General features: G+C 72.0%; 22 protein-coding genes. 15 read left to right on the forward strand and 7 right to left on the reverse strand.

The genetic code is table 11. From position 1 onward, the window contains the following. Positions 1–28: 28 nt before the first annotated feature. Together KG111_RS04010 and KG111_RS04015 are read right to left on the reverse strand one after the other, a co-directional pair. Positions 29–451, reverse strand: coding sequence for a CoA-binding protein (locus KG111_RS04010; RefSeq protein ID WP_205290649.1), 423 nt, complete (start codon positions 449–451; stop codon positions 29–31). Continuing rightward, positions 448–1,137 (reverse strand): TetR/AcrR family transcriptional regulator, encoded by a 690-nt coding sequence (locus KG111_RS04015; RefSeq protein WP_205290648.1) that lies wholly within the window; start codon positions 1,135–1,137, stop codon positions 448–450. Before KG111_RS04015 ends, KG111_RS04010 begins: the two co-directional genes overlap by 4 nt. 103 nt (positions 1,138–1,240) lie before the next feature. On the opposite strand from KG111_RS04015, the gene KG111_RS04020 reads away from it, so the two are divergent. Both KG111_RS04020 and KG111_RS04025 read left to right on the forward strand, forming a co-directional pair. Continuing rightward, positions 1,241–2,395, forward strand: a complete 1,155-nt coding sequence (locus tag KG111_RS04020; protein ID WP_205290807.1) for an acyl-CoA dehydrogenase family protein — start codon at positions 1,241–1,243, stop codon at positions 2,393–2,395. Between the two features lie 109 nt (positions 2,396–2,504). Then, the gene (locus tag KG111_RS04025; RefSeq protein ID WP_205290647.1) at positions 2,505–4,868 is read left to right on the forward strand and encodes a phosphoketolase family protein; all 2,364 of its coding nucleotides are present in this window, start codon (positions 2,505–2,507) and stop codon (positions 4,866–4,868) included. A 42-nt stretch (positions 4,869–4,910) separates the two neighbouring features. On the opposite strand, the gene KG111_RS04030 is transcribed toward KG111_RS04025, so the two are convergent. Continuing rightward, positions 4,911–6,041, reverse strand: coding sequence for an acetate/propionate family kinase (locus tag KG111_RS04030; RefSeq protein WP_205290646.1), 1,131 nt, complete (start codon positions 6,039–6,041; stop codon positions 4,911–4,913). 115 nt (positions 6,042–6,156) lie between these two features. Between KG111_RS04030 and KG111_RS04035 the strand changes: the two genes are divergently transcribed. Together KG111_RS04035 and KG111_RS04045 are read left to right on the forward strand one after the other, a co-directional pair. Next, complete coding sequence (locus KG111_RS04035) at positions 6,157–6,897, forward strand: class E sortase (protein WP_205290645.1); 741 nt, start codon at positions 6,157–6,159, stop codon at positions 6,895–6,897. A gap of 261 nt (positions 6,898–7,158) precedes the next feature. Then, positions 7,159–7,302, forward strand: a complete 144-nt coding sequence (locus KG111_RS04045; protein ID WP_205290644.1) for a DUF1059 domain-containing protein — start codon at positions 7,159–7,161, stop codon at positions 7,300–7,302. Positions 7,303–7,342: 40 nt separating this feature from the next. Here the strand turns inward: KG111_RS04045 and KG111_RS04050 are convergent, their stop codons facing one another. Further along, positions 7,343–8,206, reverse strand: coding sequence for a crotonase/enoyl-CoA hydratase family protein (locus KG111_RS04050; RefSeq protein WP_205290643.1), 864 nt, complete (start codon positions 8,204–8,206; stop codon positions 7,343–7,345). Between the two features lie 23 nt (positions 8,207–8,229). After that, on the reverse strand, positions 8,230–9,498 hold the full coding sequence (locus tag KG111_RS04055; protein WP_205290642.1) for an LCP family protein: 1,269 nt from the start codon (positions 9,496–9,498) through the stop codon (positions 8,230–8,232). Positions 9,499–9,521: 23 nt separating this feature from the next. Here KG111_RS04055 and KG111_RS04060 point away from each other — a divergent pair, with 23 nt between their 5' ends. Then, positions 9,522–10,028, forward strand: coding sequence for an acyl-CoA thioesterase (locus tag KG111_RS04060; protein ID WP_205290641.1), 507 nt, complete (start codon positions 9,522–9,524; stop codon positions 10,026–10,028). On the opposite strand, the gene KG111_RS04065 is transcribed toward KG111_RS04060, so the two are convergent. Beyond that, the gene (locus tag KG111_RS04065) at positions 10,018–10,914 is read right to left on the reverse strand and encodes a LysR family transcriptional regulator (RefSeq protein ID WP_205290640.1); all 897 of its coding nucleotides are present in this window, start codon (positions 10,912–10,914) and stop codon (positions 10,018–10,020) included. The genes KG111_RS04060 and KG111_RS04065 overlap by 11 nt on opposite strands. A gap of 86 nt (positions 10,915–11,000) precedes the next feature. Here KG111_RS04065 and KG111_RS04070 point away from each other — a divergent pair, with 86 nt between their 5' ends. Together KG111_RS04070 and KG111_RS04075 are read left to right on the forward strand one after the other, a co-directional pair. Further along, positions 11,001–12,005: a threonine ammonia-lyase gene (locus KG111_RS04070; protein ID WP_205290639.1), complete on the forward strand. Its 1,005-nt coding sequence runs from the start codon at positions 11,001–11,003 to the stop codon at positions 12,003–12,005. Positions 12,006–12,139: 134 nt separating this feature from the next. Continuing rightward, positions 12,140–13,495 (forward strand): LCP family protein, encoded by a 1,356-nt coding sequence (locus KG111_RS04075; RefSeq protein WP_205290638.1) that lies wholly within the window; start codon positions 12,140–12,142, stop codon positions 13,493–13,495. A 20-nt stretch (positions 13,496–13,515) separates the two neighbouring features. Here KG111_RS04075 and KG111_RS04080 read toward each other — a convergent pair whose 3' ends face one another. Beyond that, the gene (locus KG111_RS04080) at positions 13,516–14,283 is read right to left on the reverse strand and encodes an inositol monophosphatase family protein (RefSeq protein ID WP_205290637.1); all 768 of its coding nucleotides are present in this window, start codon (positions 14,281–14,283) and stop codon (positions 13,516–13,518) included. A gap of 134 nt (positions 14,284–14,417) precedes the next feature. On the opposite strand from KG111_RS04080, the gene KG111_RS04085 reads away from it, so the two are divergent. From KG111_RS04085 to KG111_RS04120, 8 genes are all read left to right on the forward strand, one after another. Further along, a complete protein-coding gene (locus KG111_RS04085; protein WP_205290636.1) occupies positions 14,418–15,182 on the forward strand; it encodes a lysoplasmalogenase in 765 nt (254 codons plus the stop codon). 56 nt (positions 15,183–15,238) lie between these two features. Beyond that, a complete protein-coding gene (locus KG111_RS04090) occupies positions 15,239–16,147 on the forward strand; it encodes a glycosyltransferase family 2 protein (RefSeq protein WP_249666289.1) in 909 nt (302 codons plus the stop codon). Next, positions 16,144–17,052: a glycosyltransferase family 2 protein gene (locus tag KG111_RS04095; protein WP_205290635.1), complete on the forward strand. Its 909-nt coding sequence runs from the start codon at positions 16,144–16,146 to the stop codon at positions 17,050–17,052. The genes KG111_RS04090 and KG111_RS04095 overlap by 4 nt, the downstream gene beginning before the upstream one ends. A 97-nt stretch (positions 17,053–17,149) precedes the next feature. Beyond that, entirely contained in the window at positions 17,150–18,343 is a 1,194-nt protein-coding gene (glf, locus tag KG111_RS04100) for a UDP-galactopyranose mutase (protein WP_205290634.1), read from the forward strand. Next, positions 18,340–20,379 carry a glycosyltransferase gene (locus tag KG111_RS04105; protein WP_205290633.1) on the forward strand — a complete coding sequence of 680 codons (2,040 nt, stop codon included), beginning with the start codon at positions 18,340–18,342 and terminating at the stop codon, positions 20,377–20,379. Before glf ends, KG111_RS04105 begins: the two co-directional genes overlap by 4 nt. Further along, positions 20,376–21,269 carry an ABC transporter permease gene (locus KG111_RS04110; RefSeq protein WP_205290632.1) on the forward strand — a complete coding sequence of 298 codons (894 nt, stop codon included), beginning with the start codon at positions 20,376–20,378 and terminating at the stop codon, positions 21,267–21,269. The genes KG111_RS04105 and KG111_RS04110 overlap by 4 nt, the downstream gene beginning before the upstream one ends. Further along, positions 21,269–22,042: an ABC transporter ATP-binding protein gene (locus KG111_RS04115; RefSeq protein ID WP_205290631.1), complete on the forward strand. Its 774-nt coding sequence runs from the start codon at positions 21,269–21,271 to the stop codon at positions 22,040–22,042. Before KG111_RS04110 ends, KG111_RS04115 begins: the two co-directional genes overlap by 1 nt. 228 nt (positions 22,043–22,270) lie before the next feature. Further along, positions 22,271–24,460: an N-acetylmuramoyl-L-alanine amidase gene (locus KG111_RS04120; RefSeq protein ID WP_205290630.1), complete on the forward strand. Its 2,190-nt coding sequence runs from the start codon at positions 22,271–22,273 to the stop codon at positions 24,458–24,460. Positions 24,461–24,513: the final 53 nt, after the last annotated feature.

Consider the following 24,513-nt stretch of genomic DNA (forward strand, 5'->3'; position numbering starts at 1 on the left):
CTGGCCCCGGGGGTCTCGCTCCGGGGGTCTAGCTCTGGTGGCGCCGGCTCCACTCGATGGCGGGACAGGTGTCCATCACCATGGGCACGCCGGCGGCCCGGGTGCGGGCGAAGGCGGCGTGGTCCACCACGCCGAGCTGGAACCACACGCCGCGCGCCCCGATCGCCACGGCCTGGTCGGCGAACTCGCCGGCGGCCTCGGAGCGGCGGAACACGTCGACCACGTCGACGGCGAAGGGCACGTCGGCCAGCGTGGGGTAGCCCTGCTCGCCGAGCACGACGGGCGCGTCGGGGTGGATCGGCACGACCCGCTTGCCGTGCGAGTGCAGCAGCCGGGCGATGCGGAACGCGGTGCGCGCGGGATTGCCCGACAGGCCCACGACCGCCCAGGTGGGGCAGTCGTCGAGCATCAGGTCGATCGCGGCGGGGTCGAGGTGGGCGGCAGCGGTCATGGGGTTGCGGTACCCGGCGACGGCGCGGTGAGTGCGTCGCGCACCCGACGCAGCACGTGCTCGACGGCGGCGCCGTCGTGGGTGATCACCACGGTCGGGGGACCGGCCGCGCCCGCCGGGGAGGCGTGCAGGTGGACCAGTGCCAGGTCGAGGGCCTGGTCCAGCTCGCGGGTCGCCCCCTCGTCGTCGATCTCCTCGCGCAGCCAGCGGCGCAGCACGTGGTTGTGCGCGATCACCACCCCGGCGGCGACCATCTCGGCGCGCAGCGGACCGTTGGGCTCGGCGTCGAGCCACTCGTGCACGTAGCGGACGAAGAGCCGCAGGTAGCGCTGGCCGGAGGCGATCTCTCGGTCGCGGATCGCCGGCACGGTGCTGGCCAGCCGGTAGCGGGCCCGGGCCGTGGCGCCCTCGGCCAGGTAGTGGTGCAGCACGACGCCGGTGGCCTCGCGCAGCGCGATCTCCCGGCCCTCGGGCGAGGCCACCGCGAGCCGGTCGGCGACCCGGCCCAGCACCACGTCGTGGTCGGGCAGCACCACGTCCTCCTTGCCGCGGAAGTGGCGGAAGAACGTGCTGCGGCCGGTGCCTGCGAGGCCGGCGATGTCGTCGATCGTCGTGGCGTCGTACCCCTGGCGCTCGAAGAGCTCGAAGGCGGCGGCCACGAGACGAGTCCGGGAGGAGGTGGGCACGCTTCAGGCTAGCTCGACGGCACTCAGTTCCGCCAGTACGATACTCAGTGCCACTTCTACTGCCGACCGTCCGACCCGAGGAGCCCCTGTGAGCGACTACCCGATGTACGCCCTTTCCGAGGAGCAGCAGGCCATCCGCGAGGCCGTGCGCGCGATCTGCGACGCCAAGGTCGCGCCGTTCGCCGCCGAGGTCGACGAGGAGGCCCGCTACCCCCGCGAGGCGGCCGAGGCGCTCCAGGCGGCGGACTTCCACGCCCCCCACGTCCCCGAGGAGTACGGCGGCGCCGGCGCCGACGCGCTCGCCACCGTGATCGTCATCGAGGAGGTCGCCCGCGCCGACGTCTCCGCCTCGCTGATCCCGGCGGTCAACAAGCTCGGCTCGCTGCCGGTGATGATCGGCGGCTCTGAGGAGCTGAAGAAGAAGTACCTCACCGCGCTCGCCTCGGGCCAGGGCGGCTTCTCCTACTGCCTCTCCGAGCCCGACGCCGGCTCGGACGCGGCCAACCAGAAGACCCGTGCGGTGCGCGACGGCGACGGCTGGATCCTCAACGGCACCAAGCGCTGGATCACCAACGCCGGCGAGTCGGAGTTCTACACGGTGCTCGCGATGACCGACCCCGAGAAGCGCAGCCGCGGCATCTCCGCCTTCGTGGTCGAGAAGTCCGACGAGGGCGTCTCCTTCGGCGCGCCCGAGAAGAAGCTCGGCATCAAGGGCTCCCCGACCCGCGAGGTCTACTTCGACAACGTGCGCATCCCCGGCGACCGGCTGATCGGCGAGGAGGGCAAGGGCTTCGAGTACGCCATGAAGACCCTCGACCACACCCGGGTCACCATCGCCGCCCAGGCCGTCGGTGTCGCCCAGGGCGCGCTCGACTACGCGCTCGGCTACGCCAAGGAGCGCCAGCAGTTCGGCAAGTCCATCGCCGACTTCCAGGGCCTGCAGTTCCTGCTCGCCGAGATGGGCATGAAGATCGAGGCCGCCCGCCAGCTGACCTACGCCGCCGCCGGCCGCTCCGAGCGCGGCGAGAAGGACCTGACCTTCTTCGGTGCCGCGGCCAAGTGCTTCGCCTCCGACGTCGCGATGGAGGTCACCACCAACGCGGTGCAGGTCCTCGGCGGCTACGGCTACACCCGCGACTACCCGGTCGAGCGGATGATGCGCGACGCCAAGATCACCCAGATCTACGAGGGCACCAACCAGGTGCAGCGGATCGTGATGGCACGTCAGCTCCTCGCGGGGGTGCAGTCCGAGCTCTGAGCCCGTGGGCTGCGGGCCGGGAGGGGAACCCTGAAGGACGCCCCGTGACGTTCCGGGGACCAGGTGGCAGGGTGGGAGGACCTTCGACTCCGGAACAGGAGGGGTCCCTATGCCCCACTCCCGTGAACAACTGCTGGACATCGACGCGTGGTGGCGAGCCACCAACTACCTGAGCGTCGGGCAGATCTACCTGATGGACAATCCGCTGGTCCAGCGGAAGCTGGAGGCCGAGGACATCAAGCCCCGGCTGCTCGGGCACTGGGGTACGACGCCGGGACTGAACCTGATCTGGGCGCACCTGAACAGGCTGATCCGCGAGCGTGACGTCGACGCGATCGTGCTCGCTGGGCCGGGGCACGGCGGCCCGGCGGCCGTCGCGAACGCCTGGCTGGAGGGCACCTACACCGAGGTCTACCACCGCGTCGGCCAGGACCTGGAGGGGATGCGCCGGCTGTTCCGGCAGTTCTCCTTCCCCGGCGGCATACCGAGCCACGTGGCGCCCGAGACGCCCGGTTCCATCCACGAGGGTGGCGAGCTCGGCTACGTGCTCTCCCACGCCTACGGCGCGGTGCTGGACAACCCCGACCTCGTCGCGGTGGCGGTGGTGGGCGACGGTGAGTTCGAGACCGGTCCGCTCGCCACGTCCTGGCACTGCAACAAGTTCGTCGACCCGGTCAACGACGGCGCGGTGCTGCCGGTGCTGCACCTCAACGGCTACAAGATCGCCAACCCCACCGTCCCGGCCCGGATCCCGCGCGAGGAGCTCGAGGCCCTGCTGGTCGGCTACGGCCACGAGGTGTTCACCGTCGAGGGCGACGACCCGCTCGACGTGCACCGCCAGATGGCCGAGGCGATGGACGCCGCCCACGACCGGATCGCCGAGATCCAGCGGGCCGCCCGCGAGGACGGCGACCTCGTACGACGCCCGTGGCCGATGATCCTGTTGGTCACCCCCAAGGGCTGGACCGGTCCGGCCGTGGTCGACGGCAAGCAGGTGGAGGGCACCTGGCGGGCCCACCAGGTGCCGTTGGCGGGGACCCGGGACAACGTGGAGCACCGCGCCCAGCTGGAGGAGTGGCTGAAGTCCTACCGGCCGGAGGAGCTCTTCGAGGAGGACGGTCGCCCGGTCGAGCGGTTGCAGGCGCTCGCGCCGGACGGGGACCGTCGTACCTCCGCGAACCCGCACGCCAACGGCGGGCTGCTGCGCCGGCCGCTGGAGCTGCCGCCGTTCGCCAGCGCCGCCGTCGAGGTCAAGGCGCCCGGCGCGTCGATGCACGAGCCGACCCGGGTGCTCGGGCACTACCTGCGCGAGGTGATGCGGCACAACGCCGACCGGTTCCGCATCTTCGGCCCCGACGAGACCGCCTCCAACCGGCTGGACGCCGTCTACGAGGTCACCGACAAGGTGTTCGCCGGGGAGATCCTGGACTCCGACGAGCACTTGGCGCCGCACGGCCGGGTGATGGAGATGCTCTCCGAGCACACCTGCCAGGGCTGGCTCGAGGGCTACCTGCTCACCGGCCGGCACGGGCTGTTCAGCTGCTACGAGGCGTTCATCCACATCGTCGACTCGATGTTCAACCAGCACGCCAAGTGGCTCAAGACCACCAACGAGATCGAGTGGCGCGCGCGCATCGCCTCGCTCAACTACCTGCTCACCTCGCACGTGTGGCGCCAGGACCACAACGGCTTCTCCCACCAGGACCCGGGCTTCATCGACCACGTGGTCAACAAGAAGTCCGAGGTGGTGCGGATCTACCTGCCGCCGGACGCCAACACGCTGCTCTCGGTGGCCGAGCACTGCCTGGCCAGCACGCAGTACGTCAACGTCATCGTCGCCGGCAAGCAGCCGTCGTACGACTGGCTGGATGCCGAGCAGGCCGACCTGCACTGCGCCCGCGGTCTGGGCATCTGGGACTGGGCCTCCACCGGCGGCGACGACCCCGACGTGGTGCTGGCCTGCGCCGGTGACGTGCCCACGCTGGAGGCGGTCGCCGCCGCCGGGCTGCTGCGCGAGCACCTGCCCGAGGTGTCCGTCCGGTTCGTCAACGTGGTCGACCTGATGCGCCTGCAGGACGAGCGCGACCACCCGCACGGCCTGTCCGGGCGGGAGTTCGACGCCGTGTTCACCGCGGACAAGCCGGTGATCTTCGCCTACCACGGCTACCCGTGGCTGATCCACCGGCTGACCTACCACCGCACCAACCACTCCAACTTCCACGTGCGCGGCTACCTGGAGGAGGGCACCACCACCACGCCGTTCGACATGGTGATGATGAACAACCTCGACCGCTTCCACCTGGTGATGGACGTGATCGACCGGGTCGAGGGACTGGGGCAGCGGGCCGCCGGGGTGCGTCAGCTCATGATGGACACCCGGCGCCGGGCGCGGGCCTGGACCCGGGAGCACGGCGAGGACCTGCCGGAGGTCTCCGGGTGGCAGTGGTCGCCGACGTCGCCGACGTCGCCCTGAGGGCCGTCTCGATCGTCCTGAGTGATCGGCCCGGGAGCGCGCTCAGCCCAGCAGGGCGACCGCCTCCCGGGCGATCGCCAGCTCCTCGTCGGTCGGTACGACGAGCACCGTGACTCCGGCGCCGTCGGGGCTGATCACGCCCGCCTCGGCCACCACGGCGTCGTTGCGCTCGGGGTCGACCTCGATGCCGAGCCCGGCCAGGCCGGCCAGCGCGTCGGCGCGCACCTTCGGCTGGTGCTCGCCGGCCCCGCCGGCGAACACGATCGCGTCCGCGCCCCCCAGGAGCGCGAGGTAGGCGCCGACGTACTTGCGGATCCGGCGGCAGTAGATCTCATGGGCCAGCAGGGCCCGCGGGTCGCCGGCGGCCACCGCGGCCAGCACGTCGCGCACGTCGGTGGAGCCGTACAGGCCGCGCAGGCCGCTGCGGTGGTTCAGCAGGTCGTCGAGCCCGTCCGCGTCGTACCCGCGGTGGCGCAGCAGGTGCAGCAGGACGCCCGGGTCGAGGTCGCCGCTGCGGCTGCCCATCACCAGGCCCTCCACCGGGGTCAGCCCCATGCTCGTGTCCAGCGGGCGGCCGCCCTGCACCGCCGCCGCGGAGGCGCCGTTGCCCAGGTGCAGGGTGATCAGGGACAGCTCGGCGAGAGGCCGCTCGAGCAGGTCGGCGGTGCGTTGGACGAGGTAGCCGTGGCTGATGCCGTGCATGCCGTAGCGCCGGATCCCCTCCGCGTCCGCCAGCTCGACGTCGATGGCGTAGCGGGCCGCGGCCTCGGGCAGGTCGGCGAAGAACCCGGTGTCGAAGACGGCGACCTGGGGGATGTCGGGGAACGCGGCGGCCGCGTGCCGCATGCCGGAGACGGCGGGCGGGTTGTGCAGCGGGGCCAGCTCGGCGAGCTCCTCGACGCTGGCGATCAGGGCGTCGTCCACCACGGCCGGGCTGGTGTGCCGGGTGCCGCCGTGCACCACCCGGTGGCCGATCGCCCTCAACCGGCCGGACAGGCCGGCGCCGTCGACGGCCGTGGTGACGTCCGCCAGCGCCTGCCCCCAGCCGCCGGCCTCGACGAGCTCGACGTGCGCGCGCAGCAGGACCTCGCCGGCGGGCATCCGGAGCACCTGGTACTTCAGCGACGAGGAGCCGGCGTTCAGGACCAGGACGAGGTCGTCGGCTCGGCTCATCCTCCGACACTAACCGCTTGCGCCCCGCCCGGCGCGACGCGACGGCGGGAGGTGGCGTTGGATAGGCGCCGAGCCGCCGCACAGGCGCTGCCGCGGTGCACAGGAGAGGAGAGCGATGACCACCGACGTCCCCACCCGGGTACGACGCCGTCGTACCCGCCCGGCGGCGCAGGGTCCGCGGCGCACGGGGCGCCGGGTCTCGTTCTGGCTCGGCTGCGGGCTGATCGCCGCCGGGCTGGCCGTGCTCGGCTGGGTCGCCTGGCAGCTCTGGGGCACCAACTGGCTCTCCGCGCAGCGCCACGACGACGTCCGGTCCTCCCTCGAGGACGGCTGGAGCGACGGCCAGGACGTCGTGCGCACCGAGTTCGGCAACGCCAGCGCGATCCTGCGCGTGCCGCGCTTCGGCGCGGACTTCTCGGTGCCGGTGCTGGAGGGCTCCACCGACCAGGTGCTCGCCGCCGGGGTGGGCCACATGAGCGACACCGCGGAGGCCGGCGGGGTCGGCAACTACGTGCTGGCCGGGCACCGGGTCACGCACGGCGAACCGTTCGCGGACCTGCCCGAGCTGCGCCCCGGGGACGAGGTGCACGTGCAGACCCGGGAGGCGACCTACACCTACGTGCTGGACACCGGCGGCACCGACCTGGTCGTGCCGTTCACCGCCTCCTGGGTGCTCGACGAGCGTCCCGTCAACCCGCGCGCCGGCGGCGTGCAGCCGCCTGCGGGCGTCGGTGACCAGCTGATCACCCTGGTCACCTGCTCGGAGATCTTCTACACCGAGAACCGCTCGGTCGTCTTCGGTCACCTCGTCGAGACCATCCCGGCCGACGAGTCGCCCGCCGGACCGGCCCCCTGAGGGCGACATCGAGGTCACGCTGAGGGCGCCCTCCGCCGGCTCGCCCGGCGACCCGGGCGGCCCGGGCCTGCCGGACGCCGGTGGCCCGAGCATGATGTGGCTGCTCCTGGGCAGCGGGCTCGTCGCTGCCGGCGCCGGCGGGGTCGGCTACGGCCGTCGCCGCCAGTCCGCGGCCTGACGGCTCGCACGCATCCGGCCGTCGCCACCGAGCTGCGACTAGGCTCGGGTGGAACCTGTTCTCGTCGACCCCGGGAGGTCCCCATGCCCTCGTTGCGCTGCCCCTGTGCGGTCACCCTGCGTGGTGCCGACGACGACGAGCTCGTGGCCACGGTGCAGGAGCACCTCGCCGCGGAGCACCCGGGCCGGGAGTACTCCCGCGAGGAGATCCTCTTCATGGCCATGTGAGGCCGGGCAAGGGTCTCTACGGCTCTGCCCGCGGGTGGCCTCAGAACACCCGCGGCAGCTGCGAGGCCTTGCCGGTGAAGCGCGGTGTGCGCTTCTCCAGGAACGCGGCCACGCCTTCCTTGCCGTCGGCCAGCGACGTCCAGAACATGGCCAGCGAGTCGCTCAGGTGGGCCTCCAGCGGGTCGGCGGCTGCGCTGTTGCGGTAGAGCATCTGCTTGGCCAGCCCGAGCGCCACCGGTGAGCGGTCCACCACGAACGAGCGCGCCAGCTCCTGTGCGGTGCCGAGCAGCTCCTCGGCCGGGTGCACGCTGCGCACCAGCCGGCCGGCCAGCGCCTGCTCGGCGGTGAGGATGTCGGCGGAGTAGACCCACTCCAGCGCTTGGGCGATGCCGACGATGCGCGGCAGGAACCACGTCGAGCACGCCTCCGGCACGATCCCGAGCCGGCCGAAGACGAAGCCGATCCGCGCCTTCTCCGAGGCCAGGCGCAGGTCCATCGCCAGCGTCATCGTGGCACCGATGCCCACGGCCGGGCCGTTGATGGCGGCGATCACCGGCTTGGGCAGCGCATGGATCGCCAGCGTCACCTTGCCACCGGTGTCACGCACGCCCTCGTCGTACGGCTCCTCGGTGAGGTGGGCGCGCAGCTCCTCGGGGGTGGGCTGCAGGGACTCGTCGAGGCCGAACACGTTGCCCTCGGTGGAGAGGTCCATGCCGGCGCAGAAGGCCCGGCCGGCGCCGGTGACCACGATCGCCCGGATCGCGTCGTCGTGGGCGTCGGTGGTGAAGAAGGCCAGCAGCTCGCGCGCCATCGTCAGGTCGAAGGCGTTGAGCGCCTCGGGGCGCGACAGGGTCAAGGTGGCGACGCCGTCGCCGTCCACGTCGACGGACAGGGTCTGGTACACGGTTCTCCTCGGTGTCGCGGCGCTCAGTCGGCGAGGCCGGTGGCGGTGCACTGGGCCTTGGTGATGTCGCCGGTACGGTCCTCGGCCACAGCGGCGAACAGGCCGCTGGCGCGCTCCTCGTCCCACGAGGCGTTCGCACCGGCCAGCGGGACGGTGCACGACTTCTCCACCGAGGTCATCGCCAGCGCCCAGCGGGCCGCCGTCACCGGGCTCATGCCCTCGCCGAACCGGAAGAAGTCGGGCACGGCGTTGTTCAGCTTCCACCAGCGCACCGGGTTCAGCACGGTCCACGGGGAGAGCACCTTCTCGCCGACCGCGGCCACGACCTCACGCTGCTGCTGCACCCGCGCCAGGTCGGAGATCGGGCTGTACTTGCGCGCCCGGGAGTAGGCCAGCGCGGTCACCCCGTCGACCTCCTGGCAGCCCTTGCGCACGTCCAGCCCCGAGGGCTTGTCCCGGATCCGGCGCTTCGGACAGATCTCGATCCCGCCCACGGCGTCCACCACGCCGACCAGGCCGCCCAGCCCGATCTCGACGTACTGGTCGATGCGGACGCCGGTGGCGTTCTCCAGCGTCGCGGCCAGCAGCGGCGCGCCGCCGCGGGCGTAGGCGGAGTTGACCTTCGCCCGACCCCGGCCGGGGATCTCCAGCGGGGAGTCGCGGGGGATCGAGATCAAGGTGGTGGGGCCGTCGCCGGTGTGCAGCAGCATGATCGTGTCGGTCAGGTTGCTCGTGGCGTCCCCGGTGGTGAGCTGCTCGCGCTCCTCCTTGCTCAGCCCGGCGCGGGAGTCGCTGCCGACCAGCAGGTACGTCATCCCGGGCTGGTCGCCCGGACGCTCGCCGTCGGGCTCGAAGGGGACCTTCTCCACCCGGTTCCACGACACCAGCGGCACCGCGACCAGGAACACCAGCCACAGCGCCAGCAGCCCCAGCACGATCCGGCGCCAGGAGCGGCGGCGCGGCCGCCGCCCGCGCTTGGGGGCGGCGGGTGCGGGCTCCTGGCGTCGCTGCGACGGCGGACGGGGAGGGCGCGGCTGGCGGGGTGGCGGGGATCCGGGCGGCGGAGTGCCGGGTGCCGGGGCGCGTCCGGGGTCCGGCTGCGCGGGCGTCGGACGCTGGCGCTGCACCGGGATCCGGCGGGTGGGCTCGGGGTCGGACCGACCCGGCGCGCCGGCTCCGCCGGGCCCGGAAGGTCGGCCGGCACCGGAGCCGGAGCCCGAACCCGGGGAGCCGTAGATCCAGTCGAAGTCGTCGCCCCCGGCGCCCTTGTCGTCGCCGCCACGCCCTGCCATGGAAACGACGCTACCGTCAGCGGGTGAGCGAGATCGTCGCGGCGCGCACGCCGTCCCACTCCCGAATCGCCCTGGCCAGCGTCACCGCGCGCTCCCAGGCCAACCTGCTCGGCACCGTCCACGGGGGAGAGGTGGTCAAGCTGGCCGACTCCGCCGCCGGGGTGGTGGCGCAACGGCACAGCGGGGGACCGGCCGTCACCGCGGCGCTGGACGAGATGGCCTTCCTGGCCCCGGTGCACGTCGGCGACATCGTGCGCACCTACGCCCAGGTCAACTGGGCGGGCACCTCCTCGATGGAGATCGGGGTGCGGATCGAGACCGAACCGTGGGACGCGCCCGAGGAGCCGCGCCACGTGGGCTCGGCCTACTTCGTCTTCGTCGCCGTGGACTCCTCGGGCGGCGCCCGCCGGGTGCCCGCGCTCGAGCCGGAGACCGACGAGGACCGCCGCCGGATGGCGGAGGCGCGGATCCGCCGGGCGCACCGGCTGGCCCGCCGGCGCGAGATCGAGGAGTCGCGGCTCAGTCCCTGAGGCCGGCCGCCGCCGCGGCGAGCACCCCGGCCACCGCGTCCACCGCCGGCGGGCGGGGCGGGGAGCCGTAGCTGGCCAGCTGGACCCGGCGCAGCGCCGCCAGCGGCCGTCGTACGACGCCGGGGTGGGTGTGGGCGCGCAGCGCCAGGCCGGGCAGCACGGTGACGCCGGTGCCGGCGGCGACCAGCGCCTGCACGGCGACGTAGTCGTCGCTGGCGAAGGCGATCCGCGGCGTGAACCCGGCGGCCTCGCACAGCGCGAGCAGCTCGCTGCGGCACCGCTCGCAGCCGGTCACCCAGGCCGCGTCGCGCCACGCCGCCAGCTCGACGGGGTCGTGGTGAGCGTTGGGGGCCTCGGTGCTCGCCGGGGTGACCAGGTGCAACCGGTCGTCGAGCACCGGCACCGTGGTGATGTGCTCGGGCTCGGGCTGGTCGGGATAGCTGAAGGTGAGGGCCAGGTCGGCGCTGCCGGCGCGCAGCAGCTCGTGGGCCTCCGGCGGCTCGGCCTCCAGCAGGTCCAGCTCGATGCCGGGGTGGCGCTCGGCGAGCAGCGCGATCGCGGCCGGCACCACGGTCGCGGCACCGGAGGGGAAGGCGGCCAGTCGGACCCGGCCCGCCTGCAGGCTCGTCGTCGCGGCGAGCTCGGTCTCCGCGCGGGCCAGCAGGCCCAGGATCTCCTCGCCGCGCTGGGCCAGGCGCAGGCCCTCGGCGGTCAGCCGCACGCCGCGCCCGACCCGCTGCAGCAGGACCGCGCCGGTCTCGGCCTCCAGTCGGCGCAGGTGGTGCGACAGTGTGGGCTGGCCGTAGTGCAGCTGCTCGGCGGCGGCGGAGACCGAGCCCGTGCGGTGCACCGCGACCAGCGCCTCGAGGCGTCGTACGTCGATCACGGCACCCACTATAGATCGACAGCATCAATGGGAATCGGCGACAAGAACTATTGGACCGATGCATGCTGCGCGGGCGAGCATGGAGCATGACCGCCAGCGCCGCCCTCACCTTCGCCGACGTCCGTCGTGCCGCCGCCCTCGTCCGGGCGCAGCTGCCTGTGACCCCCGTGCAGGGGCACCCGCTGCTGGACCTCGCGCTGGGCGTCGAGGTGGTCGTCAAGCACGAGCACGTGCTGCCGACCGGCTCGTTCAAGGTCCGCGGCGGCGTGCACCTGGCCGCGAACCTCACCGCCGCCGAGCGCGCCCACGGCGTCGTCACCTGCTCGACCGGCAACCACGCCCAGTCGGTGGCCTACGGTGCCGGGCTCGCCGGGGTGCCGGCGACGATCGTGATGCCGTCGATCGCGCCGCAGGTCAAGCGCGACGCGGTCGCCGCGCTCGGTGCCGAGGTGGTCGTCGCCGGCGACACGCTGGGGGAGGCCTCGGCCGCGGCCCGGGCGTTGGCCGCGGAGTCGGGTGCCTCGTTCATCTGCCCGACCGACCCACGGATCGTGCTCGGGCATGCCACCGGCTACCTCGAGCTGTTCGAGCAGCAGCCCGAGCTGGCCGCCGTCTACGTGCCGATCGGCAGCGGGACCGGCGCCGCCGGCGCATGCCTGGTGCGCGACGCCCTCGCGCCGGGCTGCCGGGTCGTCGGCGTGCAGTCGGCGGCGGCGCCGGCCGGCTGGCGCTCCTGGCGCCACGGACGCATCGAGACCGCACCGGCCCGCACCCGCGCCTCCGGCCTGGCGACCACGACCGGCTACCCGCTGCCGCAGCAGGTGCTGGCCGGACGGCTCGACGACTTCGTCCTCGTCACCGACGACGCCATCGACGAGGCAGCCCGGCTGCTGGCCACCCGCGCCCACACCCTCGCCGAGGGGGCCGGCGCCGCTGCGCTCGCCGGGCTCCGCGCCGACCTGGCCGCACACCGGGCCCCGGCCGGCCGGGTCGCGGTGATGTGCACCGGCGCCAACGCCAGCCCCGAGGAGATCGCCCGCCTCGCCGCCGGGGCGGCGGTCGAAGCCGCGGTCGCCGTCAGCGCGGCCTGAGAGCGTGGGCTGGGCGACACCCCCGGCGCGTCGCGACCCCTGGGGCGGTTGGGACTGGTGATACTTGGCCCGTGTCCCAGATCGCCGTAGCCGAGCGCGCAGCGCGAGTTCGGTTCCGCCGGGCCCTCACTCTCATGGCCTTCACGCTGCTCCTGCCCGGGTCGGCCCAGCTGCTCGCCGGCAACCGCGACGTCGGCCGGACCGCGATCCGTGTGTGGCTGATCAGCCTGGCCACCCTGCTCGGCGTCGCCGTCACCGCCGCGGTGCACCCGCCGTTCGCCTACTGGCTCACCTTCAACCCGAACGTGATGCTGGCGATCCGGCTCTACCTGCTCGTGGGTGCGGTCGCCTGGGCCGCGCTGTTCGTCGACGCCTGGCGGATCGGCCAGCCGCTGACGCTGCGGCTGCCGCAGCGCCGCGCCGTGGTCGGCATCAACGGCATCCTCTGCTTCTCGGTGGCCGGCACCCTGCTCTTCGGCGCCCACCTGGCCAACACCCAGCGCGAGTGGCTGACCAGCTTCGTCGACGGCGACCTCGGCTCGGCCCACGACGGCCGCTACAACATCCTCCTGCTCGGCGGCGACTCCGGCGCCGACCGCTGGGGCCTGCGGCCCGACTCCCTCACCGTGGCCTCGGTCGACGCCCGCACCGGGCGCACCGTGATGGTCGGCCTGCCGCGCAACATGCAGAACTTCCCCTTCGCCAAGGGCTCGGTGATGGCCGAGCAGTTCCCGAAGGGCTTCGACTGCGACGGCTGCTACCTCAACGGCGTGAGCACCTGGGCCGAGGACCACACCGGCCTCTTCGACTCCACCACGCCCGGCATCGACGCCACCGTGATGGCGGTCGAGGGGATCACCGGGCTGGACATCAACTACTGGGTGATGGTCAACATGCGCGGCTTCGAGCGCCTGGTCGACGCCTTCGGCGGCGTCACGCTCAACGTGCGCGAGCGCATCCCCGTCGGCGGACTGGGCCGCGACGTCACCGGCTACATCGAGGCCGGCGAGCGCAAGCTCAACGGGCACGACGCGCTCTGGTACGCCCGGGCCCGCGAGGGCAGCGACGACTACTCCCGGATGGCGCGACAGAAGTGCGTGATGTCCGCGATGCTCGCCCAGGTCAGCCCCCGGCAGGCGCTGACCAACTTCCAGGAGATCGCCCGGGCCTCCAGCGCGATGATCAAGACCGACATCCCGGGCGGTGCGCTCAACGACTTCGTCGAGCTCGCCCTGCGCGTGCGGACCCAGAAGCTGGCCACCATCTCCCTGGTGCCACCGCACGTCAACACCGCCAAGCCCGACATCGACAAGGTGCACGCGATGGTCGACGGGGCGCTCGAGCGCGCCAGCGGCAAGGCCACCGACAAGGACGGGGAGACCGTGACGGCGAAGAAGCCGGCCCCCCGCAGCGTCACCGGCGGATCGCTGGGCTCCCGCAAGCAGGGCTACGTGGCCAACGCGACGGACGACGTCGCAGCCGCCTGCTGAGGGCGCGGCCTGCTGAGGGCTCAGTCGGCGGCGAGCGCGGCCACCACGGCGTCGTACGTCGCCCGGTCGGGCGCGGCGACGATCCCGCCGCCGAGCTTGCCGGCCCCCAACGGCTGCCCGTCGTGGTCGCCCAGGACGCCGCCGGCCTCGGTGAGGATCAGGCCGCCGGGCAGGTGGTCCCAGGGCATCGACCGGTTGTAGACCAGGGCGCGCGCGGCTCCGGCGATCAGCTGCGGGTAGTCCACGCCGCAGCAGGCCCAGGTGAGCTCGAGGGTGCCCAGCCCGGGCAGCTCGCGTCCCACCCACTGTCGCCGCGCGGTCCGGTACGGCGCGTCGGTGTCGGCCGCGACCCGCAGCGGCTCGCCGTTGCGCCACGCGCCGGCTCCGCGCTCGGCCACGTAGGAGACCTCGTGCTGCGGCTGGTGGATCCAGGCGCGCACGACTTCGCCGCGTCGTACCTCCGCGACCATCACCGCGTGGTCGGGCGAGCCGTGCACGAAGTTCTTGGTGCCGTCCACCGGGTCCACGGTGAAGCCGTGCTCGGCATCCTCGAAGCGGTCCAGCAGCGAGGGGTTGGTCGCCACCGCCTCCTCGCCGAGGACCACGGCGTCGGGGTAGGCGGCGAGCAGTGCCGCGGTGATCAGCTCCTCGGACTCGCGGTCGGCGACGGTGACCAGGTCACCGGGGTTCTTCTCGGCGATCTCGGAGGCGGCCAGGGCCCGGAAGCGGGGCGTGATCACCTCCGCGGCGACGTCGCGGAGCAGGGCGAGCACGGCGTCGGTGTCCACGCCACCACCGTAGTGGGACGGGTGGGAGGCGCTCGGCCGGGTCGTGCCACGCGACCCGCGCCCGACGTGCCCGCACGTCGGGCGGCGGCGCGGCGGAACGACCGAGACGGGACCGAGGGGTCAGGATGTGCGCCATGTCCTCGAGCACGCCCTCCATCACGCCGTCCGTCCTGCGCAGGCTCCTGCCCGGCGCCGCCTACGCCGCCCTCGCGGTGGCGGACACGGTGGCCGCCGGCCGCGGCGAGCGCGCCCGGCGGGCCCGCCGGCTGCTCAAGCCCGCGCTGATGCCCACGCTGGCCGTGGCGTTCCTGGACGGCACTCGCGGCCGGGCGGCCCATCCTGCAGCCCAGCCCGCGGCCCACCCTGCGGCCCACCCTGCGGCCAGCCGGCTGCGCAAGGCCACCGCCTCCGCGCAGGTGCTCTCCTTCGCCGGCGACGTGGCGCTGCTCGGGCGCAGCGAGCGCGCCTTCCTCACCGGGGTCGGGTCCTTCTTCGGCGCGCACGTCGCCTACCTGACCGGCTTCCTCGCGGTGCGTGGGCAGGCGGGCGAGCACGACACCACCGGTCTGCGGGTCGCGGCGGCGACGTGGCTGGTCGCCGCTCCGACGCTCGGCGCGGCCGCCGGACGCCAGGACCCGACCCTGCGCCTGCCGGTGGCCGCCTACGCGACGATCCTGACCGCGATGTTCGCCGCCTCCCGGATGCTCGACCCCGCGCTGCCGGCCGAGGCTCGCCGGAACCTGCAGGCCGGCACGGCGCTCTTCTTGGCCTCCGACACCGTCCTGGGCGTGCAGGAGTTCCTCCTGCCCGAGCGGCGCCCGGCGCTCGATGCGCTGGTGATGGCGACCTACACCGCGGGCCAGGGGCTGATCGCCCGCGGCGTGGCCGGCGCCCTCTGAGCCGAGCGTCGAGCCGGGCGCTGCTGTGCCCGGAGGTGGTCAGTAGGGTCTAGGCCGTGCGGGTGACAGCGGTGGTGGTGACGTTCAACCGGCTCGCCATGCTGCAACGGCTCGTCGCGCGGCTGCGCGAGACCCCGGACCTCGACCGGATCCTGGTGGTCGACAACGCCTCCACCGACGGCACGGGGGAGTGGCTGGCCGGCCTCGGCGCCGACGTCGTCGCGCACGAGACGCTGCCGAGCAACACCGGTGGCGCGGGCGGCTTCCACCACGGCCTGGCGTGGGCGGTGCGCGAGGGCGCGGACCTGGTCTGGTTGATGGACGACGACGGGCTGCCGGAGCCCGACTGCCTGGCGGTGCTGCTGGAGCGGCAGCAGCGTGACTCCCTCGACTTCTGCGGTCCCGCGGTGCTCGCCGAGCAGGACCCGAGCCGGCTCTGCTTCCCGATCCGGCTGCCCGGGACCACCAGCGTCGTGCACGGCATGGCCGAGGTCGAGCTCGCCGCCCGCGACGGCCTCATCGACGACGTGGTGATCCCGTTCAACGGCGTGCTGGTGACCCGCGAGCTCGTCGAGAGGATCGGCCTGCCGCGCGAGGAGTTCTTCATCTGGGGCGACGACGTGGAGTACCTGTGGCGCGCCGAGCGCGCCGGTGCCCGGATCGCCACCGTCGTCGCCGCCCGCTTCGCCCATCCCGCGACCGACGACCTCGGCACGCCGATGATGGGCGGCCGGACGACGTACAACCACACGCCCAGCGACCTCAAGCACTACTGCATGGCGCGCAACAACACCCTCAACCTGCGGGCCTACCGCGGCTGGGGCCACGTGCTGGCGTTCTGGCTCAAGACCGTGTGGTTCTACCTGTTCACCCGGCCCCAGCCGCGGCGGGTGCTGCTCAGCGCCCGCGCCGCGGCGGCGGGGCTGCGCGGCGACTTCACCGGCCACCGGCGGTACCTGCGGTGAGCCGCACCCACACCCGCACCGAGTCGGTCGCCGTCGTCGTGGTGACCTACAACCGGGCCGACCTCCTGGAGCGGATGCTCGAGGGCCTCGCCGGCCTCGACCGGGCACCGGACGCCGTCTACGTGGTGGACAACGCGAGCACCGACCACACCCGCGAGGTCCTCGCCGCGAGCACCCTGCCGGGCCTGGTCACGATCCGCAGCACCGAGAACCTCGGCGGCGCCGGCGGCTTCCGGCTCGGCCTGCGCACCGCCTTCGAGCGCGGCCATGACGCGATGTGGCTGATGGACGACGACGTCGTGCCCGCCCCGGACTGCCTGACCCGGCTGCTCGAGGTCGACGGCTCCTGCCTCGCCGCGGTCCGCGAGGACCGCAGCGGGGCGCTGGTGGAGAAGGCCGCGGTCCGCTTCGACCTGCGCAACCCGCTCGCGATCCGGCCCAAGACCGCCAGCGTCGACTCCACCTACCCCTCCCGGGCGGCGATGCCTGCGACGGTTCCGGTGGAGAACGTCGCGTTCGAGGGCTTCCTGGTGCGCCGCGAGGTCGTGGAGACGATCGGGCTGCCCGACGCGTCGTTCTTCATCTTCTACGACGACGTCGACTACGCGATCCGCGCCCGCCGGGCCGGGTTCCCCATCGTGGCCGTCCGCGACGCCGTCCTGGTCCGCCAGCTGGAGTTCGACCAGCAGCACGACCTCGCCGGGTGGAAGGGGTACTACATGTACCGCAACCTCTTCGTCGTGCACTTCCGCTACGGTGAGAATGCGCTCGTGCGCGCCAAGCCGTGGCTCCTCGCCGCCGTCGTGGTGCTGCTCAGCCCGCTGCGGGGCGGTCGGGCGGAGGCGCGCAACGTGGTCCGGGCGCTGCGTGACGCCCGGCGGATGCGGACCCCTCCGGCCCGTTGAACCGAGGCGCCCGCACGCTCTCCGTGCTGCCGGGGCGGCCGGCGCCACAGCGCGCCCGAATGGGGATGGCGCGCCGGTGTCCGTAGACTCACCTGCCGTGTCACTCACCTCGTCGAACCCCGACATCGTCATCGTCGGGTCGGGCTTCTTCGGCCTGACCGTGGCGGAGCGTTGCGCCACCGAGCTGGACCTCAAGGTCCTCGTCATCGAGCGGCGGTCCCACCTCGGCGGCAACGCCTACAGCGAGCGTGAGCCGGAGACCGGCATCGAGGTGCACAAGTACGGCGCGCACCTGTTCCACACCTCCAACGAGCGGGTGTGGGAGTACGTGAACCGGTTCACGTCGTTCACCGGCTACCAGCACCGGGTGTTCGCCAAGTACGCCGACCAGGTGTACTCGTTCCCGATGAACCTCGGCCTGATCAGCCAGTTCTTCGGCCGGTACTTCACCCCCGACGAGGCGCGGGCGCTGATCGCCGAGCAGGCCAGCGAGATCCGTACCGAGGACGCCACGAACCTCGAGGAGAAGGCGATCAGCCTGATCGGCCGCCCGCTCTACGAGGCGTTCGTCAAGGGCTACACCGCCAAGCAGTGGCAGACCGACCCCACCGAGCTGAGCGCGGACATCATCACCCGGCTGCCGGTGCGCTACACGTTCGACAACCGCTACTTCAACGACAAGTACGAGGGCCTGCCCGTCGACGGCTACACCGCGTGGCTGGAGCGGATGGCGGACCACCCGAACATCGAGGTCGTGCTCGAGACCGACTTCCTCGCCGACGGCGTCGCCGAGCAGTTCAAGGGTCGGGTGCCGGTGGTCTACACCGGTCCGGTCGACGAGTACTTCGACAACTCCGAGGGCCGGCTGTCGTGGCGCACCGTCGACCTGACCGCCGAGGTCAAGGACGTCGACGACTTCCAGGGCTGCGCGGTGATGAACTACAACGACGCCGACGTGCCGTTCACCCGGATCCACGAGTTCAAGCACTTCCACCCCGAGCGCACCTACCTGCCCGGCAAGACGGTGATCGTGCACGAGTACAGCCGGTTCGCGACCGAGGACGACGAGCCGTACTACCCGATCAACACCGCCGAGGACCGGGCCAAGCTGCTGCGCTACCGCGACCTGGCCGAGCAGGAGCCGATGGTGCTCTTCGGTGGCCGGCTGGGCACCTACAAGTACCTCGACATGCACATGGCGATCGCCTCCGCGCTGTCGATGTTCGACAACAAGCTCAAGCCGCACTTCGTCGACGGCGCCGAGCTCAAGAGTGGTGGGGTGGACGCATGAGCACCGTGACCAGCACGACCACTGCGAGCACGGATGCCGGGGCCGCCACGGTGCGCCGGGTGCTGCAGCGCCAGATCCTGCCGCTGGACAGCGACGTCGACGTGCTCCCGCTCTACCTCGACCCCGACGACGCGGTCCTCGACGAGGACAAGTACGTCGTCGGCGGCAACCGGGGCGCCAAGGAGCTGAACGCCGCCTCCATCCGGCAGAAGACCTCCTCGGGTCGCGGGGTGCGCCCCGACCAGGTGCTGTCCCGGACCGCGCTGCAGATCCCGCGCGGCGACAAGATCTCGTTCGGCACCTACTTCAACGCCTTCCCGGCCAGCTACTGGCGGCGCTGGACCGTGGTCACCGCGGTCACCCTGCAGGTCACCGTCCGCGGTGCCGGCGCCACCGTGATCGTCAACAAGTCGATGGCCAACGGCCGCCAGCAGAAGGTCGACAGTGCGGTCACCGAGAGCGACGGCGACACCACGCTGACCTTCGAGCTGCCGCTCGGCCCGTTCATCGACGGCGGCTGGTACTGGTACGACGTCCTGGCCGGCCAGGGTGACGTCACCGTCACCTCTGCGGAATGGTCCGCCCTGGTCCCCGCCGACCGCGCCGAGCACGGCACCGTCGACCTGGCGATCACCACGATGAACCGCCCCGACTTCTGCGCCGACCTGCTCGCGCAGCTGGGCACCCCCGAGCTGCTCGACTACCTGGACTCCGTCTTCGTGATGGAGCAGGGCACCCAGAAGGTCGCCGACAGCCCGGCCTTCCCCGCCGCCCGCGACGGCCTCGGCGACAAGCTGCGCGTGATCGAGCAGGGCAACCTCGGCGGCTCCGGCGGCTACGCCCGCGGGCAGCTGGAGTCGGTCCGCAAGGGCACCGCGACCTACGCGATGATGATGGACGACGACGTCGTCTGCGAGCCCGAGGGCATCATCCGCGCGGTCACCTTCGCCGATCTCGCCCGCCGCCCCACGATCGTCGGCGGCCACATGTTCAGCCTCTTCGCCAAGAGCCGGCTGCACAGCTTCGGTGAGATCGTCCAGCCGTACCGGTTCTGGTGGATGTCGCCCAAGGACTCCTACAACGACTGGGACTTCGGCGCGAGGAACCTGCGCTCGGCGCGGTGGCTGCACAAGCGCGCCGACGTCGACTTCAACGGCTGGTTCATGTGCCTGATCCCGCGCCGCGTGCTCGAGGAGATCGGGCTCTCGCTGCCGCTGTTCATCAAGTGGGACGACTCCGAGTACGGCCTGCGCGCCAAGGCCGCCGGCTTCCCGACGGTCACCTTCCCGGGCGCCGCGGTGTGGCACGTGCCGTGGACCGACAAGAACGACGCGGTCGACTGGCAGGCCTACTTCCACCAGCGCAACCGCTTCGTGGCCGCGCTGCTGCACTCCAGCTACCCCAAGGGCGGGGGACTGCTGGGCGAGAGCGTCGCCTTCGACCTGGCCCACCTGGTCTCCATGCAGTACTCCACCGTCGAGCTGCGCCTCCAAGCGCTCGAGGACGTCCTCGCCGGGCCGCACGGCCTGCACGGGATGCTTCCGGACCGGCTGGGGGAGATCAACGCGCTGCGCAAGCAGTTCACCGACGCCCAGCTGCACGCCGACCCCGACGACTTCCCGCCGGTTCGCCGCGAGAAGCCGCCCCGCAAGGGCAAGGACATGGCCGACGTCCCCGGGCGGCTGTCCAAGCTCGTCACCGCGGGCCTCGCCCCGATCCGGCAGCTGCGCAAGCCGCGCTCGCTGGCGGGTGAGTTCCCCGAGGTCGAGATCCGGGCGATGGACGCGAAGTGGTACCGCATCGCCAACTTCGACTCCGCGGTGGTGTCGATGAACGACGGCACCTCCGCCGCGCTCTACGTGCGCGACCGGGAGCGCTACAAGGCCCTGGTCCGCCGCAGCCTCGAGCTGCACCGACGCTTCCGCCGTGACTGGGACGACATCGCCGCGCAGTACCGCGCCGCGCTGGGTGAGATCACCTCGCCGCAGACCTGGGAGCAGACCTTCGCCCCGTGGACCGGCGAGGACGAACGATGAGCGCGTCGGTGGTGCAGGAGGACCCGGAGAAGGACCTCCCGCCGCTCCGGCCGCCCACGGCGGACAACGGCCTGCTCGCGGTCTTCAAGCGCCGCTACCTGCTCAAGCTGTTGGTGACCCGCGAGATCAGCGCCCGGTACCAGGGCTCGTTCCTCGGGCTGATCTGGTCCTACATCAACCCGTTGACCCAGTTCGTCATCTACTGGTTCGTGATCGGGTTCCTGTTCCAGCTGCACACCGACGTGCCCAACTTCGCGATCCACCTGTTCTGCGCCCTGATCATCGTCCACTTCTTCACCGAGACCTTCGGCGCCGGGACCCGCTCCATCGTGCGGAACCGAGCGCTCGTGGTGAAGATGGCGATGCCACGCGAGATGTTCCCCGTGGCGACCATGCTGGTCTCGCTCTACCACGTCGTGCCCCAGCTGGTGATCCTCCTCGTCGCCGTCATCGCGTCCGGCTGGACGCCGGACGCCACCGGCGTGCTCGCCGGAGTGCTCGCGCTCGCCATCAGCGGTGTGCTAGGCACCGCCGGCGCGCTCATGTTCAGCGCGGCGAACGTGTTCTTCCGCGACTTCGGCAATGCCGTCAACGTGCTCACGAACTTCGTCCGGTTCGGCGTGCCGATGATGTACCCGTACGCGATGGTCCAGGACCGGTTCGGCTCGTTCGCGCCGTACTACCTGCTGAACCCGATCGCCGACGCGGTGCTGCTGCTGCAGCGGGCGTTCTGGTACGGGACCGCCACCCCCGCGGAGCAGGAGCGGATCGTCCTGCCCGACAACCTGATCGGGATCGGCTTCCTCGCGCTGCTCGGCAGCGTGGTCGTGCTGGGCGTGTCCCAGCTGATCTTCAGCCGGCTCGAGAACAAGATCCCGGAGCGTCTGTGATGGTGCACTCGATCGTGGCGGAGAACGTCTCCAAGTACTTCACCTTGCGCTACCACCGCACGTTCAAGGAAGTCACCGTCGCCAAGCTCCGCGGGCAGCAGACGGGCGACACCTTCAAGGCGATCGACGACGTCAGCTTCACCGTCGAGCAGGGGGAGTCGATCGGCCTGATGGGCCTCAACGGGTCCGGCAAGTCGACCCTGCTGAAGATGATCAACGGAGTGATGCGCCCCGACGAGGGTTCCGTGCTCACCCGTGGCCGCATCGCCGGTCTGATCGCCACCGGTGCCGGCTTCCACCCCCAGCTGACCGGCCGGGAGAACCTCTACCTCAACGCCGCCATCCTCGGCATGACCGAGCGGGAGATCGCCCGCAAGTTCGACGACATCGTCGAGTTCGCCGAGCTCGGCCGGACCCTGGACGGTCCGGTCGGCCACTACTCGTCGGGCCAGAAGGCGCGGCTCGGCTTCGCGATCGCCGTGCACGTGGACTCCGACATCTTCCTCGCCGACGAGGTCCTCGCGGTCGGTGACAAGCCGTTCAAGGTCAAGTGCATGGCCCGGATGCGGGAGATCCGGGACTCCGGTCGGACGCTGTTCTACGTCAGTCACTCCGCGGCGTCGGTCAAGAAGATGTGCGACCGCGTCATCGTGCTCGAGCAGGGAAAGCTGGCTTTCGACGGAGCCACCGCGGACGGCATCCGCTTCCTGGAGTACGGCGCCGCGAACGACGAGGACGAAGTGGCCGACGAGGAGATCGGCAACGACGTCTGAACGCATCGCCTCGCAAGGGGCGGTCGGGCCATCGGGCCCGGCCGCCCCTTTCTGCGTGTCGGGCCGGGACCGGACAGAAATCGTGACAATCTTCATGTTGTCGGCGTGGCGAGTGGAAATTACATCGTTGTAGTTACTCACGACGTCTTCCCAGGCTGGTGTGACTCGTGTGAAAGTTGCTTCTCGTGTGACAACTTCCCCGGTCCACGCACATGTCTGGAGTTCTTCATGCCGTACGCGAACGACGTCCCCGAGCGCACCCGCCGGTTCCGCTTCGTCACCCTGTGCCAGCAGCTGCTTGCCCTCGCCGTCGTCGTCGCCGTGCTCACCCCCGCGGCGCGCACGGTCACCATGGACGTGCGCCCCGCGCAGCCGCTCGACATCGACGCGAACGCCGTGGGCCTGCAGGCCGCGGCGTTCCCCTCCGAGGTGCCGACCGGCACCGTCGAGCCCGCGGTCGAGGAGTACGCGCTGACGGAGGCCGCTGAGGCCACCGAGGCCACCGAGGCCACGGACGCCACGGAGCCCGCGACGGTGGCCGCCGAGGTCGAGCCGCACGCTGAGAACGGCGAGGCGATCACCAGCGAGGAGCTGCCCGTCGACGGCTACGGCACCGTCGGCGTCACGTGGTCGCCCGAGGACCGGGTCGGCGACGACAAGATCGCGGTGGAGGTGCGCACCCGGACCGGCGACGAGTGGTCGGAGTGGACCGAGGCCGAGTACCACGACGAGCACGGACCTGACGCCTCCACCGAGGAGGGCAAGAAGGCCCGCCCGGGCACCGACGCCCTGCTGGTCGGCGACGTCGACGCGGTCCAGGTCAAGGTCGCGACCGAGGAGTCCGCCCCGGCCGACCTCAAGATCGCGGTCGTCGCCCCCGGTGAGGCCACGGCGACCACCAAGCAGATGCCGGCCATCGACACCGCCCGCAGCGCGACCCCGGCCTCGCCGACGAGCCCCGCCACCCCGGCGCCCGGCGAGGACGACGAGCCCGTCGAGCAGCCCGACCCGGCCCCCGGCACCGACTCGCTGGACCTGCAGGCCAGCACGCCCACCCCGAAGCCGATGATCTACTCCCGCGCCCAGTGGGGGGCCAACGAGAAGCTGCGGGACGCGAGGTCCCTGGCCTACTACGAGGTGCACGGCGGCTTCGTGCACCACACCGTGAACGCCAACGACTACACCGCCGCCCAGGTGCCCTCGATCATCCGCGGCATCTACGCCTACCACACCAAGACCCGTGGCTGGAGCGACATCGGCTACAACTTCCTCATCGACCGCTTCGGCCGCATCTGGGAGGGCCGCGCGGGCGGCGTCGACCGTGCCGTGGTGGGTGCCCACACCCAGGGCTACAACAACTACGCGTTCGCCGCGTCGGCGATCGGCAACTTCGAGACCGCCAAGCCGACCAGCAAGCTGATCAACGCCTACGGCTCGCTGCTCGCCTGGAAGCTGTCGCTGCATGGCGTCTCCGCCGCCAGCACCGCGCAGCGGATCGGCTCCAAGACGTTCCCCGCCATCAGCGGTCACCGCGACGCCGGCAAGACCGCCTGCCCGGGCAAGCACCTCTACGCCAAGATCCCGCGGATCCGGCAGCTGGCCGCCGCCGCGCAGCGGGTCGACCTGGGCCGTGAGGCCACGGGCCGCTTCGTGAAGTCCGGCGCCACCAACGTCATCGTGCGGCGCGACCGGGACAACCGCCTGATCACGCTGGTCATCAAGCAGTCGGCCGCCGGCGTGTGGAAGGTGGCCCGCAAGGTGGACAGCGGCCGCACGCTGAGCAAGAACGTCGTCTCGATCATGCGGGCCGGTGACTGGGATCGCGACGGCTCTGACGACCTGATCGCCCGCAAGAAGAACGGCGTGCTGCTGCTGCTGCGCGGCAAGGGCAACGGCACGTTCCACGGGCACCAGGTGCTCAGCGACAAGCTGAAGACCGCCACCTTGATCTCGGCGCCCGGCGACGTCTCCGGCGACGGCTACCCGGACCTGATGGCGCAGCCCAAGGGCGGCTCCATGCGGATCTACCCCGGCCGCGGCGCGGTGGGCCTGGGCACCTCCCGCGACAACCTGCCGACCAGCTATGCCGCCTACGGCAAGGTCACCGGCACCGACGTGGTCGCCGCCGGCTTCGTCAACGCCGACGGTGCGCCGGACGCCCTGGTCCGCCGCGGCACCAAGACGGTGCTCTACACCGGCAACGGCCCGGGTGGCTGGAGCAGCCAGCGCGTGGTGGAGAAGAGCACCCGGGGCTACGACTGGCTGATCGGGGTGGGCCGGGTCGACGGTGACGCCCGCTCGGACTTCGTCGGACGCAAGAAGTCCAACGGCGAGCTGTTCCTGCTGATCGGCAACGGCGAGACGTGGAAGAAGCGGCACCGCCTCGGGATCCGCAACACCTACGACATTGCCGGCTGAGACCGGCCTCCGGGCACCCGCGAGGGTGCCCGGAGCACCAGCTGTCCTGGTCG

It is taken from the genome of Nocardioides faecalis (assembly GCF_018388425.1).
Taxonomy (GTDB): Bacteria; Actinomycetota; Actinomycetes; order Propionibacteriales; family Nocardioidaceae; genus Nocardioides; species Nocardioides faecalis.